General features: G+C 36.7%; 19 protein-coding genes. 8 read left to right on the plus strand and 11 right to left on the minus strand.

All coding sequences use genetic code 11. The annotated features are described in order from the left end of the window. Positions 1-14: 14 nt before the first annotated feature. Positions 15-1,634: a putative manganese-dependent inorganic diphosphatase gene (locus tag GSH73_RS11910; protein WP_014757751.1), complete on the plus strand. Its 1,620-nt coding sequence runs from the start codon at positions 15-17 to the stop codon at positions 1,632-1,634. Here the strand turns inward: GSH73_RS11910 and GSH73_RS11915 are convergent. From GSH73_RS11915 to yabN, 6 genes are all read right to left on the minus strand, one after another. Next, complete coding sequence (locus GSH73_RS11915) at positions 1,626-2,267, minus strand: MtnX-like HAD-IB family phosphatase (RefSeq protein WP_014757750.1); 642 nt, start codon at positions 2,265-2,267, stop codon at positions 1,626-1,628. The genes GSH73_RS11910 and GSH73_RS11915 overlap by 9 nt on opposite strands. 69 nt (positions 2,268-2,336) lie before the next feature. Next, positions 2,337-2,630, minus strand: a complete 294-nt coding sequence (yabP, locus tag GSH73_RS11920; protein ID WP_014757749.1) for a sporulation protein YabP — start codon at positions 2,628-2,630, stop codon at positions 2,337-2,339. A 77-nt stretch (positions 2,631-2,707) separates the two neighbouring features. Next, complete coding sequence (locus GSH73_RS11925) at positions 2,708-3,682, minus strand: SpoIID/LytB domain-containing protein (RefSeq protein ID WP_014757748.1); 975 nt, start codon at positions 3,680-3,682, stop codon at positions 2,708-2,710. Positions 3,683-3,752: 70 nt separating this feature from the next. Next, positions 3,753-3,992 carry an RNA-binding S4 domain-containing protein gene (locus tag GSH73_RS11930; protein ID WP_014757747.1) on the minus strand — a complete coding sequence of 80 codons (240 nt, stop codon included), beginning with the start codon at positions 3,990-3,992 and terminating at the stop codon, positions 3,753-3,755. 44 nt (positions 3,993-4,036) lie between these two features. Beyond that, positions 4,037-4,312, minus strand: coding sequence for an HU family DNA-binding protein (locus GSH73_RS11935; protein WP_013296814.1), 276 nt, complete (start codon positions 4,310-4,312; stop codon positions 4,037-4,039). Positions 4,313-4,386: 74 nt separating this feature from the next. Next, a complete protein-coding gene (yabN, locus tag GSH73_RS11940) occupies positions 4,387-5,874 on the minus strand; it encodes a bifunctional methyltransferase/pyrophosphohydrolase YabN (protein WP_014757746.1) in 1,488 nt (495 codons plus the stop codon). Between the two features lie 196 nt (positions 5,875-6,070). Here yabN and GSH73_RS11945 point away from each other — a divergent pair, with 196 nt between their 5' ends. After that, positions 6,071-7,387, plus strand: a complete 1,317-nt coding sequence (locus tag GSH73_RS11945) for a tetratricopeptide repeat protein (protein WP_014757745.1) — start codon at positions 6,071-6,073, stop codon at positions 7,385-7,387. 12 nt (positions 7,388-7,399) lie between these two features. Further along, on the plus strand, positions 7,400-8,665 hold the full coding sequence (locus GSH73_RS11950; protein ID WP_014757744.1) for an MFS transporter: 1,266 nt from the start codon (positions 7,400-7,402) through the stop codon (positions 8,663-8,665). Positions 8,666-8,676: 11 nt separating this feature from the next. Here GSH73_RS11950 and hydF read toward each other — a convergent pair whose 3' ends face one another. Together hydF and GSH73_RS11960 are read right to left on the minus strand one after the other, a co-directional pair. Then, positions 8,677-9,912, minus strand: coding sequence for a [FeFe] hydrogenase H-cluster maturation GTPase HydF (gene hydF, locus GSH73_RS11955; RefSeq protein WP_014757743.1), 1,236 nt, complete (start codon positions 9,910-9,912; stop codon positions 8,677-8,679). Continuing rightward, positions 9,909-11,324, minus strand: coding sequence for an aspartate ammonia-lyase (locus tag GSH73_RS11960; protein ID WP_014757742.1), 1,416 nt, complete (start codon positions 11,322-11,324; stop codon positions 9,909-9,911). The genes hydF and GSH73_RS11960 overlap by 4 nt, the downstream gene beginning before the upstream one ends. A 190-nt stretch (positions 11,325-11,514) precedes the next feature. Between GSH73_RS11960 and GSH73_RS11965 the strand changes: the two genes are divergently transcribed. Continuing rightward, positions 11,515-11,895, plus strand: a complete 381-nt coding sequence (locus GSH73_RS11965; protein ID WP_014757741.1) for a desulfoferrodoxin — start codon at positions 11,515-11,517, stop codon at positions 11,893-11,895. Between the two features lie 72 nt (positions 11,896-11,967). On the opposite strand, the gene GSH73_RS11970 is transcribed toward GSH73_RS11965, so the two are convergent. Further along, positions 11,968-13,257: an Nramp family divalent metal transporter gene (locus GSH73_RS11970; RefSeq protein WP_014757740.1), complete on the minus strand. Its 1,290-nt coding sequence runs from the start codon at positions 13,255-13,257 to the stop codon at positions 11,968-11,970. Between the two features lie 109 nt (positions 13,258-13,366). Between GSH73_RS11970 and GSH73_RS11975 the strand changes: the two genes are divergently transcribed. The 4 genes from GSH73_RS11975 (at position 13,367) to GSH73_RS11990 (ending at position 17,505) form a co-directional block, all read left to right on the plus strand. Further along, positions 13,367-13,846, plus strand: coding sequence for a metal-dependent transcriptional regulator (locus GSH73_RS11975; protein ID WP_235062575.1), 480 nt, complete (start codon positions 13,367-13,369; stop codon positions 13,844-13,846). A 96-nt stretch (positions 13,847-13,942) separates the two neighbouring features. Beyond that, entirely contained in the window at positions 13,943-14,572 is a 630-nt protein-coding gene (locus tag GSH73_RS11980) for a VTT domain-containing protein (protein WP_014757738.1), read from the plus strand. 152 nt (positions 14,573-14,724) lie between these two features. Beyond that, positions 14,725-17,187: a CoA-disulfide reductase gene (locus tag GSH73_RS11985; RefSeq protein ID WP_014757737.1), complete on the plus strand. Its 2,463-nt coding sequence runs from the start codon at positions 14,725-14,727 to the stop codon at positions 17,185-17,187. Positions 17,188-17,190: 3 nt separating this feature from the next. Beyond that, entirely contained in the window at positions 17,191-17,505 is a 315-nt protein-coding gene (locus GSH73_RS11990) for an ArsR/SmtB family transcription factor (RefSeq protein WP_038069566.1), read from the plus strand. A 30-nt stretch (positions 17,506-17,535) separates the two neighbouring features. Here GSH73_RS11990 and argH read toward each other — a convergent pair whose 3' ends face one another. Together argH and GSH73_RS12000 are read right to left on the minus strand one after the other, a co-directional pair. Continuing rightward, complete coding sequence (argH, locus tag GSH73_RS11995) at positions 17,536-18,858, minus strand: argininosuccinate lyase (RefSeq protein WP_014757736.1); 1,323 nt, start codon at positions 18,856-18,858, stop codon at positions 17,536-17,538. After that, positions 18,839-20,077, minus strand: coding sequence for an argininosuccinate synthase (locus GSH73_RS12000; protein ID WP_014757735.1), 1,239 nt, complete (start codon positions 20,075-20,077; stop codon positions 18,839-18,841). Before GSH73_RS12000 ends, argH begins: the two co-directional genes overlap by 20 nt. Positions 20,078-20,084: the final 7 nt, after the last annotated feature.

Consider the following 20,084-nt stretch of genomic DNA (forward strand, 5'->3'; position numbering starts at 1 on the left):
AGGAGAAATTGAATATGAGTGTTGTATTTGTTTCAGGGCATAAAAATCCAGATACTGATTCCATTTGTTCAGCGATCGCATACGCCAATTTAAAGAGAATAGCTGACAAAATAGATGCAGTACCAGTAAGGCTTGGGCCTATTAACAGGGAAACGCAATTTGTATTAGACTATTTTGATGTAAATGAACCACTATTGATAGACAATGTATATACTCAGGTTGGCGATATTGCTTATGATAAACCACTTACCATAAGCGAAAAAGCACCAATGTATGAAGCTTGGAATATTTTATTAAGTAACAATTCCAAGACAATTGTGGTTGTAGATGATGAAAATAAATTAAAAGGCATTGCAACTATGGGAGACCTTGCAAAAGCATACCTGACATCATCACATGAGTTGTCAAATTACACTATCCCAGTTGAAAACATCATAAAGACATTAAACGGAAAGCTAATCTTAAAGAATGAAGAATTTGTAAGAGGCGATATAATTGTCGCCGCCATGCAAACGCAAAGTGTGGTAAGCAGAATAGAACCTGGCATGACATTAATCGTAGGAAACAGAGAAAACATCCAATTAGAATCAATAAAAAAAGGCGCAAAGACCATAATAATCACTGGTGGTGAAGCCCCATCGAATGCAGTCATAGAAGAAGCAAAAAAGTTTGACTCCACTTTAATAGTAGTACCTTGCGACACTTTTGATACCATAAAGCTTATAAACCAATGCTTGCCTGTATTACTTATAATGATCAAAGATGACATTGTCACATTTAAAGACAGTGATTACATAGATGATGTAAGACAGACAATGTTAAAATACAGATATAGAAATTTCCCTGTGGTTGATGATGAAGGGAAAGTATTGGGTCTATTGGCAAGGCGTCACATATTGGACTATGAAAGAAAGAAAATAATACTTGTAGATCACAACGAATTGTCTCAAGCCGTTGATGGGATAGAGGATGCTACTATCCTTGAAATCATTGACCACCACCGAGTTGGCGGCATTGAAACAAATCAACCTATACTATTTAGAAACCAGCCTGTAGGCTGTTCTTCTACAATAATCAATAAAATCTATGAAGAGAGAGGTATAACGCCAGATAAGCGTATTGCAGGGCTTATGTGTGCAGCCATATTATCAGACACGCTTGTATTCAAATCGCCAACATGCACACCAGAAGATATACGAGCGGCAAAAAAATTAGCTGAAATAGCTGAGATAGATATAGAGTCTTTCGGCAAAGAGATGTTTGAAGCCGGCACATCCTTAAAAGGCAAAACAGTTGAAGAGATATTTTATACCGACTTTAAAGAATTTTTAATCGGCAACTTAAAAGTTGGCATAGGACAAGTCAATACACTGTCAAGCATCGGAAATCTTAAAGATGATCTTCTTAAATTCATGGAAGAGGAAAGAAAAAACAAAAGCTTTGATATGCTTTTGCTAATGCTGACAGATATAATCAACGAGGGCTCTTTGTTCTTGTTTGCAGGCAATCACAAGGAGTTATTAGAAAGAGCATTTAACATAAATATCGATGACAATCATTTTTACCTTCCATACGTCATATCGAGAAAAAAACAAGTTGTACCTCCAATAGCAAAAGCGATAAACTTAAAATAGTTTATCGCTTTTTTCTAAATATTCCATGATGTCTCTAAAATCTCCAAATGGAACAAATGGAATGCCATTGTCCTCACAGTATTTTAACAACACACCTTTTGCAAAAAGCAAATCGGCATGTTTTGAAATGCAAATATCAGAGTAACCATCGCCAATATAGATAATCCGCGTGTTTTCATTCTTATACTTTTTTAAGATGTCCAACTTGCAAGAACCACATTTATCGCAATCATCAGATGTATTAAATGATGCCACAATTTTACCGTCGCGAAAGTCCAGTTTATTGCTAAAATACTCTATGCCAATATTGTATTTATCTAAGACAGTCCTTATGTTGAAGTCATAGCCATCGCTGACTATTATAACTTTATAGCCTCTATCTTTGCAAAACTCCATGAAATCTTTAAAGTATAAATCTATTTCCATCGTCAAAAGCAATGATTTCAATTTTTCTTCATCCATGTCCATAAGCTTAAATGTCTCTAATGCACATTCTTCCGTAGTTATCTTGCCTTCTTCCCAATCTTTCTCTATCTCTTGCCAGCCGTCTTTAGCAAAAGCCTTTACCATCGCATAACACGTGTCTTCTTTTGTTATTGTTCCATCAAAATCTACAAGCACATAAGTATCCATAAAGCATATCCCCTTTAAATCATCTATTATTATAATACATGATTTAAAGGAATACATCAATTCTCAAATTCATCTAAACATCCTGCTTAAAAAGCCGCCAGATTTACCCATTAATCCGCCTCTATCGCTGTAAACAATACTTATAAGTTCGCCATCTATTGATACATTTCCATCGTCCAAATTCAGCTTATTTATGTGAAGTTCTTGGCCTTTAATCGTGAGAATACCCATTGATGTTTCCAGCACAACAGTTTCATCATCAAAACTTACAACATTGTCCACGCCTGTTATTTGCATCTTTTCCCTATTTTGCACAGAGATATTTTGCGGTTTGTTGATGTTTGTCCCTTTTCTATCATCCATCATAACACCTCCTCTTTTAGAATAATTTTATGTCCACATAGATTTTTTAGAACAAAAAAGAGAGCTTTTGGCTCTCTTTACTCCCAAAGTTTTACAATATTTATATTTCTAAAATAATGCATTATGATGTCACTGGCTTTAGCTCCATTTTTAGCCATCTGATATGCTCCCCATTGAGACATGCCAACACCGTGCCCAAAGCCTCTTCCCTTTATTGTAAGATTACTTCCATCGTATTTGACACTGTCTAACATTGTAGACTTCATCTTTTCACTTCCAATAGCAATCCTAAAATCTGGCGCATTTACAGGTATTTTATCAAAGTCCAGAAGTACCGTCCTGCCAGATATTCCTTTCGCTCCTATCTTTACTGTTTTAAAATCGCTTATTTCTATGCCCATCTTGTTTAAAGCACTTAAAACTTCCTGCTTTGTAAAAGTATATGACCAATTTCTTATATTGGGAGGAGCTACTTTAATATCGTCTGATTTTACACTTTCTGTGTATGGTGGCTCACTTTTTTTATAATTAAGCCCTTCTTTAGCCAATGCCGTTCTGCCTGCAGCATCTGAATGAAACCATGCTTCGATGTATTTTCCATCGTATACCGCCACTAATCCCCTCGTGTCATTCACCGCTTTCTTTATATTCGAATTGATATTTGACGGATTCCACGCTTGCGCTTCTTCGAAATCAGTCGATATATCCGCATCTGTGTATTTTGATTTTTCATTATTGACAAAATTTAAGACGTAGCTTCTCGCCAATATTGCTTGTGCTTTCAATGCCTCAAGCGGCCAATCGTTTTTTATTTCACCTGCGACTGTTCCCATGACATATTGTTCCAAAGGCATTGTCTCTATTTTCCCCGTCTGTGTAATGTAGACTTTCAAGACAGGCTCTTTATTATATCCACGGCTTATTTTATCAGGTATTTTAGGAAGCGTTGTTTTCTCTTTTGTTGGCTGTATAGGCTTTTTGGCTGGCGTACCACATGACGTCGAAACAAACATAAAAATAAAAAAAATTAAAATCCACTTTATTTTAGCCATAAAAAATCCCTCCCATTCAAAATTCATTCCTTATCTTAGTATGGGAAGGATTGTCCTATTTAATTCTTTTTTATAGTAACCTGTACATTTTAGCAGCGTCATCTTTAAGCACATGATCTTTTACATCTAAAACTTCCGCTTTTATTACTCTACTGCCAAAATTAATCTCTACCACATCGCCTACTTTTAAAATATCGCCTGCTTTTGCCACTTTTCCATTTACAAATACCATTCCCTTGTCGCAAGCTTCTTTTGCCACTGTCCTTCTTTTTATAAGCCTGGACACTTTCAAAAACTTATCAAGCCGCATGTCCATCGTCCTCCAAAAAAACAATCAGGTCATATGACCTGATCTTATGCATTTACTAAATCTTTTAATGCCTTTCCTGCTTTAAATACTGGTGCTTTTGAAGCAGGAATCGTAATTTCCTCTTTTGTCTGAGGATTTCTGCCCTTTCTTTCTGCTCTTTCCCTCACTTCAAATGTTCCAAAACCTACTAACTGAACTTTGTCTCCTTGTTTTAAAGCTTCTTGAACTGCATCAACAAATGCATTTAATGCCTTTTCTGCATCCTTTTTTGTTAACTCACTTTTTTCTGCAATTTTAGTAACAAGATCTGCCTTATTCACCATAATACCTCCTTAGTAATTTATACTACACTTATTTATTCTTCACAAATCTTAAAAATCCTGCTAGTTTAAGCTTATTTTTGTGCTTTTTTATTAAATTTATTCATTTTTGCCTCGTTCCAAAGGCTATCCATCTCAGATAATGTCATATCTTCCAATTTATGTCCAGATTTCTCTGCTGCATCTTCTATGTAATTGAACCTTTGGATGAATTTTTCAATGGTCTTATGGACAGCAATTTCGGGGTCAATTTTTAAAAATCTAGCAACATTTACGACAGCAAAAATCAAATCTCCTAATTCTTCTACTTTATCATTTTCGTCTTTCCCTTTATACACCTCCTTAAATTCATTTAATTCTTCATAGACTTTTGCCATTGCGTCGTCTACATTGTCCCAGTCAAAGCCTACTTTTGCCGCTTTCTCTTGTACTTTATAACCCCTAATCAATGCTGGCATAGACCTTGGAACACTTTTTAACTCATTTGTGTGGGATTTAAAGCCTTTTTCATCTTTTTTTATCTCATCCCACCTTTTTAGAACATCTGCTGAAGTAGCTATTTCCTCAACTCCAAACACATGAGGATGCCTGTAAATCATCTTTTTGCACTCGGCATCACATACATCATGAAAGTCGAATGCCTTTCTCTCATCAGCAATCTGAGAGTGAAAAACCACTTGCAACAAGACGTCTCCAAGCTCTTCCAACAAACCTTCGTCTGAATCCTTCTCTATTGCATCGATTACTTCATAGCATTCTTCAATCAAATATCTTTTTAATGTGCTGTGATCCTGCTCTTTATCCCAAGGACATCCATTCTCACCTCTGAGCTTTGCCATTATGTCAAGCAAGTCATCTATATCGTACCTTGCTTTAAAAATACCTTTGACAGGCGGTATGAATATAGATGTAAGGTAATCAATCCAGTCTACCATGTCAATTTTATACAAAGGCATGGTCTCAATTCGCTGTTCGCCCTTTACACCAGCACTTTTTACGACCGTCACCAAAAATTCGTCGCCGTAAATGTCCATAAGCTTAAGCTTTACTTCAGAAGCTACTCTTCTATTGTAAACCTGTGTTACTAAATTATTGCACCTTTTATCAGGTTTTATACTATCAAGCGAAAGTCCATCGATGATTTTCAATCCATAAATAGGATCTATTTTTAATTCATTTACAACAACATCGACAAAGCTCATAGCAGGAACAACTTCTACCTTTATATCGTCATTGTCGTTTAAAAACTTTAACAGATACTCAACAGTTTTTTCCGCAACTAAAGGATTGCCCGGAACAGCATAGACTACATTACCGCATTTTTCGGCAATTTCTATTATTTCCCGAGTAATATTATCATAAACTTCCTCAAATGTCGAGGCTTTTTCATAAATTTTATCAAAAGTTTCAAAAGACAATCCCATGTCTCTTAAATATTTTACAACAGGATGCTTTTCCGTTCTCAAATACAACTTATCTGCATTTTTCATTTTGTCAATAGTTTCAATTGTCATGTGTTCAAACCCGCCAGGTCCAAGCCCTACTATGGTTAATTTGCCCATTTTTACACCTCCGCCTATTTAATTAATATTATACCATTGAATTTACACAAAAAAACAAATTTCTACAATATCAAGCCAGCAAAAATTTTACTTTGCTTAAAATATATTAATAGCACAAATAAAAGCGATTGAAAATTTCAACTAGTTAAATTATAATATATTTTATAATAAAAAGGGGGAGGGAGGCCAATTTCTGATGGATGTGGTCAAATTAGGAAAGAAAATCAGAGATGAAAGAAAAAAACTCCTTTTAAAACAGGGTGATATTTCGGGTGATGAGTTTTCAAAAGGCTATATAAGTTTAATAGAAAAGGGAAAGATAAATCCTTCGCTAAAGGCTTTAGATTTTATTGCAAAGAAGCTAAATAAACCGTTGGTGTACTTTCTTGACGACGATTACAAAGACAAATCAGAGCTTATGGATGAGATAAATACTTACAAAAAAGTATTGAAATTAGTGATCGAAGGAAGAAAGTCACTTGACAGCGGAAATTTAACCGATGCTATATCTTACTATCAAAAAGCTTTAGAGCTTAATGTAGATGAATACACTTTAAATATAATAAGTTTTTATTTGGGCAGAACATACACAAAAATCGAAGACTACAAATCTGCTTTAGATTCATTTAACAGGTGCTTGCCTTACTTCTCTCAAAATTCTTTACACGAAATTCTCGTTGAAATATATTGCAGCATAGGTCTGTGTCATGAAAAATTACAAAATGCTGATACTTCGCTGATTTTTTATTTGAAAGCTATCGACGAATTCGAAAAAAGCAGTATAATTAATTATGAGCTTAAATGTAAGATACTTTATAGCATTGGCGATCTTTACAACAAGCTGGGAGAACTTATAAAATCGAGGGATTACTATTTAAACTGTTTAAACTATGCTACAATGACAAACACTGTTAACTACATTGCAAAATGCAACAATGGTCTTGGACTCATAAGCTACAAACTAAAGGAATACAACGACGCTTTAAATTACATAAGGAAATCTTTAGTAATAAGCAAAGCCTTAAACATAAAAAGCGACATTGCCAGCGAATACAACTTGTTGGGATTCGTCTATACAGACCTTAAGAAATACGATATGGCAAAAAGATTTTTCCTTAAAAGTTACTCTATGCACAAAGATTTAGGCAACAAAGCGGGCATGGCATGTAATCTGACTGAATTAGGCAGAATAGAGTTCTACTTAGAAAATTATGATAAAGCTCTTGAACACATAAATTCATCCATGAATATATTGAAAGAGTTAAATGCAGAAGAAGAGATTGGCAGATTGTACACTGTGCTGGGAACTATACATCTAAAACTTAAAGACTTTAACCAATCTGCATCGGAACTAAATAAATCATTGGAAATATTAAAAAAGCTGGGGCTTAAAAGAGAACTTTCAGATGCCTACAAAGCTTTAGGCAACTTGTATATATCAATTGGCAAGCCTGATTTAGCCAGTGAAAATTTTAATAAATCCATTGAGCTTTTATGTGATTTTTACAAATAGGAGGCATTTTAATTGAACTCATTCTATATCTTTCTCGAAAAACTTACTGATAGTGTTTTCCCTGCATTGAAGCATAGAAATTTCAGATTGTTTTGGTTTGGACAAATGATATCACTCATAGGCACGTGGATGCAAAATATTGGTCAAGATTGGTTAGTCCTTAAATTGACCAATTCTGCATTTTTGTTGGGTGTTGTAAGCGCCCTTCAATTTCTGCCTATGCTTTTTTTATCTCTTTTTGCTGGTGTCGTAATAGATAGGTTTCCAAAGCGAAAAATCCTTATATTTACTCAGACAAGTCTGATGGTGACAGCTTTGGCTCTTGCGACGCTAACCGCACTAAATGCAATAAACTACTGGGAAATACTCGTTTTAGCAACCATCGTCGGTTTCATAAATACCATAGACAACCCTGCAAGGCAATCATTTATAATCGATTTAGTTGGCAAAGAAGACTTGATGAATGCAATATCGCTTAATTCTTCCATATTCAATGCAGCCAGAATCATAGGACCTGGTATCGCAGGCGTACTTATAGGTCTTTTAGGTTATGCACTGTGCTTTTACCTTAACGCATTAAGCTTTATTGCAGTAATCACTGGTTTAATCCTTATTGACGTAAAAATGAACAAATCAAGAGCATTGCTAAAAAAGGAAGATGTGATAGCCGACATAAAAGAAGGACTTCTTTACATCAAAAATACTCCAATAATTTTTGCTACTATACTTATGATGGCGGTTTTAAGCACATTCGCCATAAATTTCAATGTTTTAGTGCCTGTGTTTGCAAAAAACATCTTAAATCAAAATTCCACAGGATACGGCTTTCTCATGTCATCAATGGGTGTTGGCGCATTAATAGGCGCTCTCATACTTGCATCATTAAGCAAGAAAGGCGCGAAACCATTCTATCTCATATTAGGTGGATGTGGCTTATGTGTCTTCCAAATCTTAATCGGTTTTCAAAGCTACTATTGGCTTACAACGATTCTCCTTGCTTTGTCTGGATTTTCTATGATTACTTTCTCCGCATCAGCAAATACTACTGTACAGCTTAATTCCAGCAATAAATTTAGAGGGAGGGTCATGAGCGTATACTCTTTGGTATTTGGGGGCGTCACACCTATTGGTGCCATCTACGCAGGAAGCCTTGCAGAAAAAGTAGGAGCACACATGACGTTTATAATAAGCGGTCTTATAGGCATTGCATATATCTTGTATGTAGTACTGTTTAAGTACAAAAAGAGCTTTTCTTTAGACATTGTAGAAGACGACTAAAAAGACCAGCTTTAATATTGCTGGTCCTCATCATATATAAGCTTTGCAGATGGAAACATCTCAATAGCCCGCGGCAAAATCCCCTGCACGTATGCTATTAAAAGTCCATAATTCACAATCGGAATTTCCTTGCCTTTTGCATAGGATATCCTGTACATCATTTCTCTCTTATTAAGCATACAGCCACCACAATGAACAATAAGCTTGTACTGGTCCAGATTATCTGGAAACGTCATTCCGCTGGAAAAATCAAATTGAATATCGCCGCCTACAATTTGGCGTATCCACCTTGGTATTTTTACTTTTCCTATATCATCCGACTGCCTGTGATGCGTACACCCTTCTGCTATAAGAACCTTGTCGCCGGGTCTAAGCCTTTCTAATGCTTTAAGCCCTTTTGTCAATTCGTCAAGGTCACCTTTGTACCTTGCAAAAAGAATTGAAAAAGACGTTAAAGGTATGTCCCGAGGTGTATCAGCACTTACTTTTAAGAAAACTTGTGAATCAGTAATAACTAATGCCGGTTTCTTCCCTAAATTCTCCAATGTCTCTTTCAGCTCGTATTCTTTCGTGACAACGGCAATAGCATCACTTTCAATCACATCCCTTATCACCTGTTGCTGTGGCAGTATAAGCCTTCCCTTAGGCGCAGCCTTATCTATCGGTACCACCAGTACCACAAAATCACCAGGATTTATCAAATCAGACACCAAAGAAAGCTCTTTATCATCATAAGGAGCCTTTTTTATTATTTGCCTTTTAAGCTCCTCTATGCCATAACCATTATTGGCAGACGTCTCAACAAGCTCCAATTTCAATCTTTTTTCCCAATCGGCTTTTTGATTGAAATGAAATTGAGCTAAATCCGCCTTGTTTAAAACACCTACCACCGGAATATTTTTTTCTCTGATCTTCTCTAAAATTTCCTCCTCAAACTCCGACGGCCCCACCATGCCATCTATCACAAGCAAGGCAAGATCAGTCCTATTTAGCACTTCATACGTTTTTTTAATCCTCAATTCACCAAGCTCTCCTGTGTCGTCAAGTCCTGCAGTATCTATTATAACTACAGGGCCTATCGGCAGTATCTCCATGGCTTTTTGCACAGGGTCTGTTGTGGTTCCTGCTACATCAGAGACAATAGCGATGTTTTGATTAGTAAGAGCGTTTATTATGCTTGATTTTCCAGCGTTTCTTCTGCCAAAAATTGATATGTGCAGCCTCGATGCATTTGGCGTTGTATTCATCTATTTTCCCCTCTCAATCTTTTTAAACCCGGTATGCCAGGTTTTGTCATTTCGTATTCATTAAGTATGGCATCAAGCTGTTCTTCTTTAAAATACTTTTTAGCAACTTCCCTTATTGTCTTTCCTTCCTCTTTAGCCTCTTTTGCTATCATGGATGCTTTTTCGTATCCCAAATGAGGGCTTAACACAATCGCATAAGACAAGCTCTTTTCCACCATTTCTTCAAGGTGATGTCGATTTGCTTTAATTCCTTTTATGCATTTATATATAAACATATCAACTGCATTTTTAAGAAGGTCAATCTCATTGAAAAGATTATAGGCAATAAGCGGCAATGTGAAATTAAGCTCAAATTCCCCAGATTGTGCTCCTAATGTGATGGCGTAATCGCAGGCCAATACCTGATATGCTGCCTGTTTTACTGCCTCAGGTATTACTGGATTTATTTTGCCTGGCATTATCGACGAACCAGCTTGCACTTCTGGTATGGTTATCTCCATAAGTCCACATCTTGGACCTGATGACATAAGCCTAATATCATTAGATATCTTAATAAGGTTTGTAGCTGCAGCTTTCAACATGCCTGAAACTTCCACAAAAACATCGTTATTTTGAGTAGGATCCATCATGTACTCAGCTCTGGCAAGTCCAATTCCTGTTATGTCTCTTAAAATCTCAATGACGCTATAAATATACCTTATGTCAGCATTTAGCCCTGTGCCAACAGCAGTCCCACCTATATTCACCTGCCTTAGCCTTTCCTCTACTTTGTATATCCTCCACCTATCCCTTGCGATTGCCTGTGCATACGCTCCAAACTCCTGCCCCAGCATCACAGGCACAGCATCCTGCAGTTCCGTCCTACCTATCTTAATTACGTCTTTAAACTCATCTTCCTTTTCTTGAAGTGCTACTTGGAGATTAGCAAAGCTTTCACTTAAAGGCTTTAAAAGTTTAATAGCTGCTATTCTTACAGCAGTAGGAAAAACATCGTTTGTGGATTGGCTTAAATTTACATGATCGATAGGACTTACTAAGTCGTAATTTCCTTTTTTGCCGCCAAGTAGCTCTATCGCCCTGTTTGCTATGACTTCATTCATATTCATATTTGCAGATGTACCTGCTCCACCCTGAAGTGCATCAACGATGAATTGGTCATGAAATTTGCCTTCTATTATTTCATCACATGCAATAATTATAGCATCTGCAATTTTTTTATCAAGCAATTTTATGTTTTTATTGGCTATGGCAGCCGCTTTCTTTACCTGTGCCAGCGCTATTATAAGCTCTCTATGAATTGATTGACCTGACAAATTGAAATTTTCATGAGCTCTTAGACTGTGAATGCCGTAATAAGCATCGTCAGGCACTTCCATATATCCTAAAATATCGTGTTCTATCCTGTAGCCCATCTTTTCACCTTCTTAACATATATTCCAGCAAAAGCAGCAAAGCTTTCATACAATATATTAGCATATTTTTATCAAAAAATATATTATTATATACTACTTGATTTTAATTTATATGAGGTGTATAATATTTACAAAAGATAATTTTTATCAAAAGAAATAAATTATCTTCAAATTAAAAGGAGGTTTTTTCATGACAAATTTATTTGGAGTTTACAAATGCAAGGAGTGCGGAAATGTTGTAGAAGTTTTAAACGCTGGTGATGGAACATTGACATGCTGTGAAAAGCCAATGGAAGAGCAGATAGTAAATACAGTTGACGCCAGCAAAGAAAAACACGTTCCTGTGATATTGAAAGACGGCGATACAGTAACAGTAAAAGTTAGCAGCGTAGAACATCCTATGGAGGAAAAACACTACATAGAATGGATTTCAATTTTAGCTGACGGAATTTACATGAGAAAGATGTTAAAACCAGGAGATAAACCTGAGGCAACATTCAAGACGGATGCAGCAAAGATTCAAGCTTGGGCATATTGCAATTTGCACGGCTTGTGGACTGCAGAGATTTAAACTTTACTCCTCCTATTTTTGCATTTGTTTATGCATAAAAGATGTCCTGATGCGGACATCTTTTTGTTTTGTTCACAACATTCCTTGAAATGTAGTATACAAAAGTATTCCGTTTAAAAGTATTATAAAAATCGAAATTACCCACCCTGCAATTGTAGCAGCCAAATTATTTGCAAATTGCCCCATGTATTCCCTTTTGGATGTTATTATTAAAAGCGGTATTATGGCGAATGGAAGTGCAAAACTTAAAACAACTTGGCTTAATATTAGAGCATTCATTGGATTTACGCCTAAGAAAAGAACTGCAATTGACGGTATTATCGTAATAAGCCTTTTTAAGAGTGGAGGAAAAGTTTTATTTAAAAATCCATCCATGACCGTCTCACCTGCCATAGTCCCAACTGCAGATGATGAAAAACCAGATGATAAAAGGGCTAATGCAAAAGCTATGCTGGAAAAAGGGCCTAATAGCGGTTCTAACGACTTATGGGCATCTTCTATAGAATTTACATAGACGCCATTTTTAAAGAAAACTGCCGCTGACACAATTACCATAGCCGCATTGACAATAAAGGCGATATTCATGGCTATAATAATGTCCAGCCTTTCCATCGACAAATGGTGCCTTTTCTCTTTTAAACTTAAATTTTTGTTTCTGCTTTGGACTAATTGGGAATGAAGAAATATTACATGAGGCATTACTGTTGCTCCCAGCATGCCAACTGCTATATACAAGGCATCTTTATCAACAATCGTTGGCATCAAAGTACTAAGCCCTACCTTTATCCACTCTGGCTTTGCTAAAAACATTTCAAATCCATACGCTAAGCATATTACACCTATCAACATTTCAATGATCGACTCCACTGCCCTCTGTCCAAATTTCTGTAGATGCGTTATGAAAAGCGTCACAATTCCAGTTATAACACCTGCATAGGCCAATGGAACCCTAAAAAGAAGGTATATTCCAACAGCGCCGCCTAAAAATTCTGCCATCGTGGTTGCAATGGATGCAATCTCGGAGACGATAAAAAGCAATACATTAGTCCTTTTGGGAAATACGGCTCCACACATTTGAGACAGATTTTTTTCAGTAGCTATCCCTAATTTAGCCGACAAATACTGTAGAAAGATTGCAATAATGTTGCTCCACAAGATGACCCATAAAAGGCTGTAATTGTACTTGGCTCCTCCAGTTATATTTGTAGCAAAATTACCAGGATCTATATAAGCAACGCTTACTACAAATGCTGGACCTAAGTACTTTAAAAAATCAGCAATCTTCTTTACAATCAGATTTTCTGATGCTTTCTTATTTCTTTCAGAAAAATCTGTCACAGCTACACTGCTTGAATCTTTCATTTATGTCACACCCTTTTTCACATTGGCAAAATTATTAGCCAATCCTAAAATTTAAAATCCTAACATAGAATATGTTAAACGGATGTATTTCGTTACATTTAAAAAGAAGGTGAATAAATTGCAGGACAAGTATCACACTTTTAGCGAATACATGAAGAAAGAGAATAACTCATTGACAGCGTCTATGGAAGATTATCTTGAAATGATATGCAGACTGTCGACTAAATCAGGCTATGTAAGACTGCACGAATTGGCAGAGGCATTGAATGTCCAGCCGCCATCCGCTACAAAGATGGTTCAAAAACTTTCTGAGCTTAATCTCATAGACTATGAAAAGTACGGCGTCATAACTTTAAGCAATGAAGGCAAATCAATCGGCGAAGCTCTTATAAAAAGGCATAATACAATTTTAGAACTTCTAAAGACGCTTGGAATTGAAGAAAACAATCTTCTTGAAGAAACAGAAAAAATAGAACACACCGTAAGCACAGAAACGCTTCATTGTTTTTTACGTTTCATGGACTTTTTAGAACAAAATAACGATATTAAAGAAAAATTAACCCAGTACATGAAATCAAAAAGAGATTAAAAGTGGATTAAAATTTACAATTCTGTAATAATTGCAATTTTTAATATGCTATAATTATAAATGTACACTATTTTGCAAAAAGGAATGGGGATTTTAATGTCATTATTTAAATTGGGAATCGATGTAGTTCTTCATCTCGACAAGTATTTAGGCACCATAATCCAAACGTATGGTACCGCCACATATTTACTTATATTTCTCATATTGTTTTTTGAAACAGGTATCGTCATTACGCCATTTTTGCCTGGAGACTCGCTAATATTTGCTGCAGGTGCTTTTGCTGCCATAGGTTCACTAAATGTATTTACATTATTTATAGTAGTCTCATTGGCTGCAATATTAGGTGACACTGTAAACTACCACATAGGAAAATTTATAGGCGAAAAGATATACGAAGCGGAAAACTTAAAGTTGATAAAAAAAGAACACCTTTTAGAAGCCAGAAACTTCTATGATAAATACGGTAGCATGACAATAGTATTAGGAAGGTTTATACCTATCATAAGGACGTTTGTGCCATTTGTAGCAGGCATAGGTGAGATGAATTACCTTCACTTCCTCACCTACAACGCATTAGGCGGCATAGCCTGGGCAGCGTTATTCTCGTTTGGCGGATACTACTTTGGAAATCTTGAAGTTGTCAAAACACATTTTGGGTTCGTCACAATAGCCATAATTGTTATTTCTTTGATACCTGCTTTAGTGACTTTCTTGAAAAAGAAGTAAGCGAGATATAATCTCGCTTTTTTTATGTTTTTATTTGATAAGGCTTTATCATAATTCTTTAATTAAAAAATATTTTTAGTTAAATTATTGACAATAAAATTAATATATTGTAATATTAAGATATAATAATACTTTTAATAGGAGGAAGAATCATGAAAGTTGTAATTATCGGGGGCGTTGCTGGCGGTGCATCTGCTGCAGCAAGGTTGAGAAGACTTGATGAAGACGCTGAAATAATACTCTTTGAAAAGGGAGAATATATATCTTATGCCAACTGCGGTCTGCCGTATTATATAGGCGAAGTCATAAAAGAACGTGAAAAATTAGTCGTTCAAACACCAGAAGCTATGTCAAAGCGCTTCAACATCGACATAAGGACATTATCAGAAGTCACAAAGATAAATCCTGATGAAAAAACCGTAGTCGTTCATGATATAAAAAATGACAGAACCTATACAGAAAGCTACGACAAACTGATACTATCACCTGGTGCAGAACCTATAAAACCTCCAATGCCAGGCATAGATGGCAAGAACATTTTTACGCTTAGGACTATTCCAGATACCTATAGGATAAAAGACTTTGTCGACAACAACAAACCTAAAAAAGCCGTTGTAGTAGGCGGTGGTTTCATAGGACTTGAAGTTGCAGAGAATTTAAAAGAAGCAGGACTTGATGTGACAATAGTAGAATTGGCTGACCATGTAATGGCACCACTTGATTACGAAATGGCTGCAATTGTCCATCAACGCCTTAAAGATAAAGGTGTAAATCTCATATTAAAGGATGGTGTAAAAGAGTTTCACCACAAAGAAGGCATAACGACTGTCGTTTTGAATAGCGGCAATACGTTAATCACTGACATGGTCGTATTAGGCATAGGCGTGAGGCCAGACACTAAATTAGCAAAAGACGCAGACCTTGCAATCGGCGAAAGAGGCGGCATAAAAGTCAATGAATACATGCAGACATCAAATCCTGATATATACGCTGTAGGCGATGCTATAGAGGTAAAAGACTATATAAACGGAAGCAATACTTTGATACCATTAGCAGGACCTGCAAACAAACAAGGCCGTATCGCAGCAGACAATATTTGCGGAAGAAAAAGCAAATATGATGGTACGCAGGGTACTTCTGTTGCAAAAATTTTCGACTTGACTGTGGCAGCGACGGGAAACAATGAAACAATCTTAAAAAGAGCCGGAATAGATTATGAAAAAGTCATAATACACCCAAATTCACATGCCAGCTACTATCCTGATGCACTGCCTATGACCATTAAACTCATATTTAAAAAAGATGATGGAAAAATCTTAGGCGCTCAAATAGTTGGATTTGACGGCGTTGATAAGAGAATAGACGTCATTGCTACTGCAATACGCAGCAATATGACAGTTTACGACTTAGAAGAACTTGAATTGGCATACGCTCCACCATACTCATCAGCAAAAGACCCTGTAAACATGGCTGGTTTTGCAGCTTCAAATATATTAAAAGGCGATATAAGCGTATTCCATTGGGACGAAGTTAAAGATATAGATTTGTCTAAATCTTTAATACTTGACGTAAGAACAGATCTTGAATATCAGCTCGGAAACATCAAAGGCTCCATAAACATACCTGTAGATGAGCTAAGAGAAAATCTTCACAAGATTCCAAAAGACAAAGATATATACGTATACTGTCAAGTAGGCTTAAGAGGATATATAGCTTGCAGGATACTGATGCAAAATGGCTTTAAATCTGTCAAAAATCTAAGTGGCGGTTATAAAATATACGAAACTGCAACATCAGATTTCACCGATATAACAGTGAGGTACGACGATGAACAGACAGAGTGCGGCATGTGCGTAACAGATAAAAAAAAATCAGATGATGCAGTGGCAACATTAGAGATCGATGCGTGTGGGCTTCAATGTCCAGGTCCTATAATGCAGACATTTAACGCAATAAAAAATCTAAAAGATGGAGACATACTAAGGATAAAAGCTTCGGACCCTGGATTTGAAAATGACATTAAGACATGGTGTCAAAGAACAGGAAATGCGCTTCTTAACTTATACCATGAAGGAAAAATCATTGTAGCAGAGATAAGAAAAAATGCATCTGCAAAAGCAGTTGAAACAAAGACATCTTCTGATAAAAACGATAAGGCCATTATAGTATTCAGTGGAGACTTAGACAAAGCCATAGCCGCATTTATAATAGCAAATGGAGCTGCTGCAATGGGAAGAAAGGTGACTCTTTTCTTCACATTCTGGGGACTCAATATACTGAGAAAGCCAGAAAAAGTTTCAATCAAAAAAGACTTCTTAAGTAAGATGTTTGGCATGATGATGCCAAGGGGTTCCAAGAAGCTAAAACTTTCCAAGATGAACATGTTTGGCATAGGACCTAAAATGATACGATACATCATGAACAAAAAAAATGTATCTTCACTGGAAGATTTAATACAGCAAGCGCTTAAAAACGGTGTAAGGATTGTGGCATGCAACATGTCATCTGACATAATGGGCATAACTAAAGATGAGCTTATAGATGGTGTTGAATTAGGCGGTGTTGCATCATTTATAGGTGCAGCTGAGCAGTCAGACACCACACTCTTTATATAAAAGTTGGAGGGATTTCCGCTGAAAAACAGTGCTATAGACATCGAAAAAGATTTTAAAAAGTATGAAACGATAGCAGAAAAATTAAAAGCCATAGCGCATCCTTACAGGCTTTGCATCGTAAGAGGGCTTCTATCAGGAGAATGCAACGTAAGTACGATACAAGAATGCTTAAACTTGCCTCAATCCACAGTGTCGCAGCACATATCAAAGCTAAAATCTGCCGGCATAATAGAGGGAAAGCGAAACGGACTTGAAATCTGCTATCGAGTTGTAGACAATGACATAATAAATGCCGTAAAACTTTTATTCAATGATTAAGAGATAGGATTTACCCTATCTCTTATATTTTTAATCATCCAATCGTGGTGACCCTATCGTTTTTTTGTTTTTTATCGTGTTCCTTAAATCAATTGCACTGTACACATCTTCATCTATCACATCACAAAACGACTTTAACTCATCTATTGATAGGTCTTCTATGGCACAATTTTTATCTATGGCGTACAATACGACTTTACCAGTTATCTCATGTGCTTTTCTAAAGGGAATCCCTTTAAATACAAGGTAATCTGCAAAATCTGTAGCATTCATATATCCGTATTTTGCTGCATTTGCCATATTATCACTTTTTACCTTCATCGTTTTTACCATGCCATTAAAAACCGCAATCGACATTTTCAAAGTATCTATAGCATCAAAAAGCGCTTCTTTGTCCTCCTGCATATCTTTGTTGTATGCCAAAGGAAGTCCTTTCATGACTGTAAGCAACGTCATGAGGCTGCCGTACACCCGCCCTGCCTTGCCTCGTATAAGCTCCGCAGCATCTGGATTTTTCTTCTGAGGCATCATGCTGCTTCCTGTTGAGTACCTGTCATCCAGCTCTACAAAATCAAATTCTTTGCTGGACCATAGCACAATTTCCTCGCAAAAGCGGCTTAGGTGCATCATCATGATTGAAGAAAAGCTCAAAAATTCTATCACAAAATCCCTATCGCTAACTGCATCGAGGCTGTTTTTAGTTATGTCGTCAAACCCAAGAAGTTTTGCCACGTACATTCTGTCTATATTGTACGATGTGCCTGCTAAAGCGCCTGAACCTAATGGCATCACATTTACCCTTTTTACCATATCATTAAGCCTTGATAAGTCTCTTTTAAACATCTCCACATACGCCATCATGTGATGTCCAAAAGTGACAGGCTGAGCCCTTTGCAAATGGGTATATCCAGGCATGATCACATTCTTATGCTCAAAAGCCTTATTTTTAAGCGTGTCAATTAGAGTTTCAATGTTTTTCCCAATTTCACCTGCGACATCTCTCAGATAAAGCCTCACATCTGTTGCTACTTGGTCATTGCGGCTTCTTCCAGTATGAAGTTTTTTGCCTACATCACCTATTTTTTCAGTCAAAAGCCTTTCAACGTACGTGTGTACATCTTCATCATCAGGTATAAAACCTGTATCAGTTTCCTTTAAAATCTCATTTAGCCCATCTACAATAAGCTTTGTCTCATCGTCCTTTAATACACCTGCCTTGTTTAAACCTTTCGCATGGGCTATGGAACCTTCTACATCGTATTTGAAAAGGCGCATATCGAAAGAAATGGAGGAATTAAAATCCTCCATAAGTTTGTCTGTATCCCCTTTAAACCTACCGCCCCACAGCTTCATTAAAATCTTCCTTTCTGCTTATATCCATAAGCGCTTTTATTTTAAGCGGCAATCCGAATAAGTTTATAAACCCTTCTGCATCCTTTTGATTGTAAACTTCATCTTCACCAAATGTAGCAAATTCTTCACTGTACAGTGAATACGGCGACTTTGAACCTGCATTTATCAAGTTTCCTTTGTAAAGTTTAAGCCTTACAGTACCAGTCACATTCTGCTGAGTCACATCCACAAACGCATCTAAAGACTCTCTAAGTGGTGAAAACCACAATCCATTGTAGACAATGTCTGCATACTTTTGCGCCACCAAATCTTTAAACCTCATGGTTTCCTTGTCTAAAACCAAATACTCCAATTCCTTGTGAGCTGCGTAAAGAACCGTTCCTGCAGGTGTCTCATACACACCGCGAGACTTAATGCCTACAAGCCTATTTTCTACAATATCAGCTATGCCTATACCATTTCTTCCAGCTATCAAATTAAGCTCTTCTATCATCTTCGAAGGACTCGCGTATGACTTTCCATTTACTTTTACAGGTATCCCCTTTTCAAACTCTAAGACGACGTACTCCGGCTCATCCGGTGCATTCTCCGGTGGAACAACAATATCGTACAAACTGTTTTTAGGCTCATTCCACGGATCTTCCAAATCACCGCCTTCATGGCTTATGTGCCATAAATTGTTGTCAACGCTGTATATCTTTTCCTTTGTGACAGGGACAGGAATGCCTTTTTTCTTGGCATAATCTATTTCTTGCTCCCTGGACTTAAAATCCCATATCCTCCATGGCGCTATTATCTCTATTGATGGATCAAGAGCTTTTATTGATACTTCAAATCTTACTTGGTCATTCCCTTTTCCAGTAGCACCGTGCACTATCGCCTTTGCACCTTCTTTGTGAGCTATCTCCACAAGCTTTTTAGCAATGAGGGGCCTCGCAAATGAAGTGCCTAACAGATACTTGCCTTCATACACAGCTCCTGCTTTTAATGTGGGGAAAATATAATCCTCTACAAACTCATCTTTTACATCTTCAACGTATATCTTGCTGGCACCGCTTAGTAGTGCCTTCTCTTTTATGCTGTTAAGCTCGCTTCCCTGACCTACATCTATACACGCAGCTATTATCTCACATTCGTAATTTTCTTTAAGCCATGGTATTATGACAGACGTATCTAAACCGCCTGAATACGCCAGAACCACTTTTTCTCCTTTTAACATATAAATC

It is taken from the genome of Thermoanaerobacterium aotearoense (assembly GCF_009905255.1).
Taxonomy (GTDB): Bacteria; Bacillota; Thermoanaerobacteria; order Thermoanaerobacterales; family Thermoanaerobacteraceae; genus Thermoanaerobacterium; species Thermoanaerobacterium aotearoense.

What these genes read in the sequence shown, in the direction of transcription:
- GSH73_RS11970 (WP_014757740.1), bottom strand. Translation starts at nt 13,257, where the DNA reads ATGAAAGATTCAAGCAGTGTAGCTGTGACAGATTTTTCTGAAAGAAAT.
- yabP (WP_014757749.1), bottom strand. Translation starts at nt 2,630, where the DNA reads ATGGATGATAGAAAAGGGACAAACATCAACAAACCGCAAAATATCTCT.
- GSH73_RS11965 (WP_014757741.1), top strand. Translation starts at nt 11,515, where the DNA reads ATGACAAATTTATTTGGAGTTTACAAATGCAAGGAGTGCGGAAATGTT.
- GSH73_RS11980 (WP_014757738.1), top strand. Translation starts at nt 13,943, where the DNA reads ATGTCATTATTTAAATTGGGAATCGATGTAGTTCTTCATCTCGACAAG.
- GSH73_RS11915 (WP_014757750.1), bottom strand. Translation starts at nt 2,267, where the DNA reads ATGGATACTTATGTGCTTGTAGATTTTGATGGAACAATAACAAAAGAA.
- GSH73_RS12000 (WP_014757735.1), bottom strand. Translation starts at nt 20,077, where the DNA reads ATGTTAAAAGGAGAAAAAGTGGTTCTGGCGTATTCAGGCGGTTTAGAT.
- yabN (WP_014757746.1), bottom strand. Translation starts at nt 5,874, where the DNA reads ATGGGCAAATTAACCATAGTAGGGCTTGGACCTGGCGGGTTTGAACAC.
- GSH73_RS11985 (WP_014757737.1), top strand. Translation starts at nt 14,725, where the DNA reads ATGAAAGTTGTAATTATCGGGGGCGTTGCTGGCGGTGCATCTGCTGCA.
- GSH73_RS11930 (WP_014757747.1), bottom strand. Translation starts at nt 3,992, where the DNA reads ATGCGGCTTGATAAGTTTTTGAAAGTGTCCAGGCTTATAAAAAGAAGG.
- GSH73_RS11910 (WP_014757751.1), top strand. Translation starts at nt 15, where the DNA reads ATGAGTGTTGTATTTGTTTCAGGGCATAAAAATCCAGATACTGATTCC.
- GSH73_RS11960 (WP_014757742.1), bottom strand. Translation starts at nt 11,324, where the DNA reads ATGGGCTACAGGATAGAACACGATATTTTAGGATATATGGAAGTGCCT.
- GSH73_RS11925 (WP_014757748.1), bottom strand. Translation starts at nt 3,682, where the DNA reads ATGGCTAAAATAAAGTGGATTTTAATTTTTTTTATTTTTATGTTTGTT.
- argH (WP_014757736.1), bottom strand. Translation starts at nt 18,858, where the DNA reads ATGAAGCTGTGGGGCGGTAGGTTTAAAGGGGATACAGACAAACTTATG.
- GSH73_RS11945 (WP_014757745.1), top strand. Translation starts at nt 6,071, where the DNA reads ATGGATGTGGTCAAATTAGGAAAGAAAATCAGAGATGAAAGAAAAAAA.
- hydF (WP_014757743.1), bottom strand. Translation starts at nt 9,912, where the DNA reads ATGAATACAACGCCAAATGCATCGAGGCTGCACATATCAATTTTTGGC.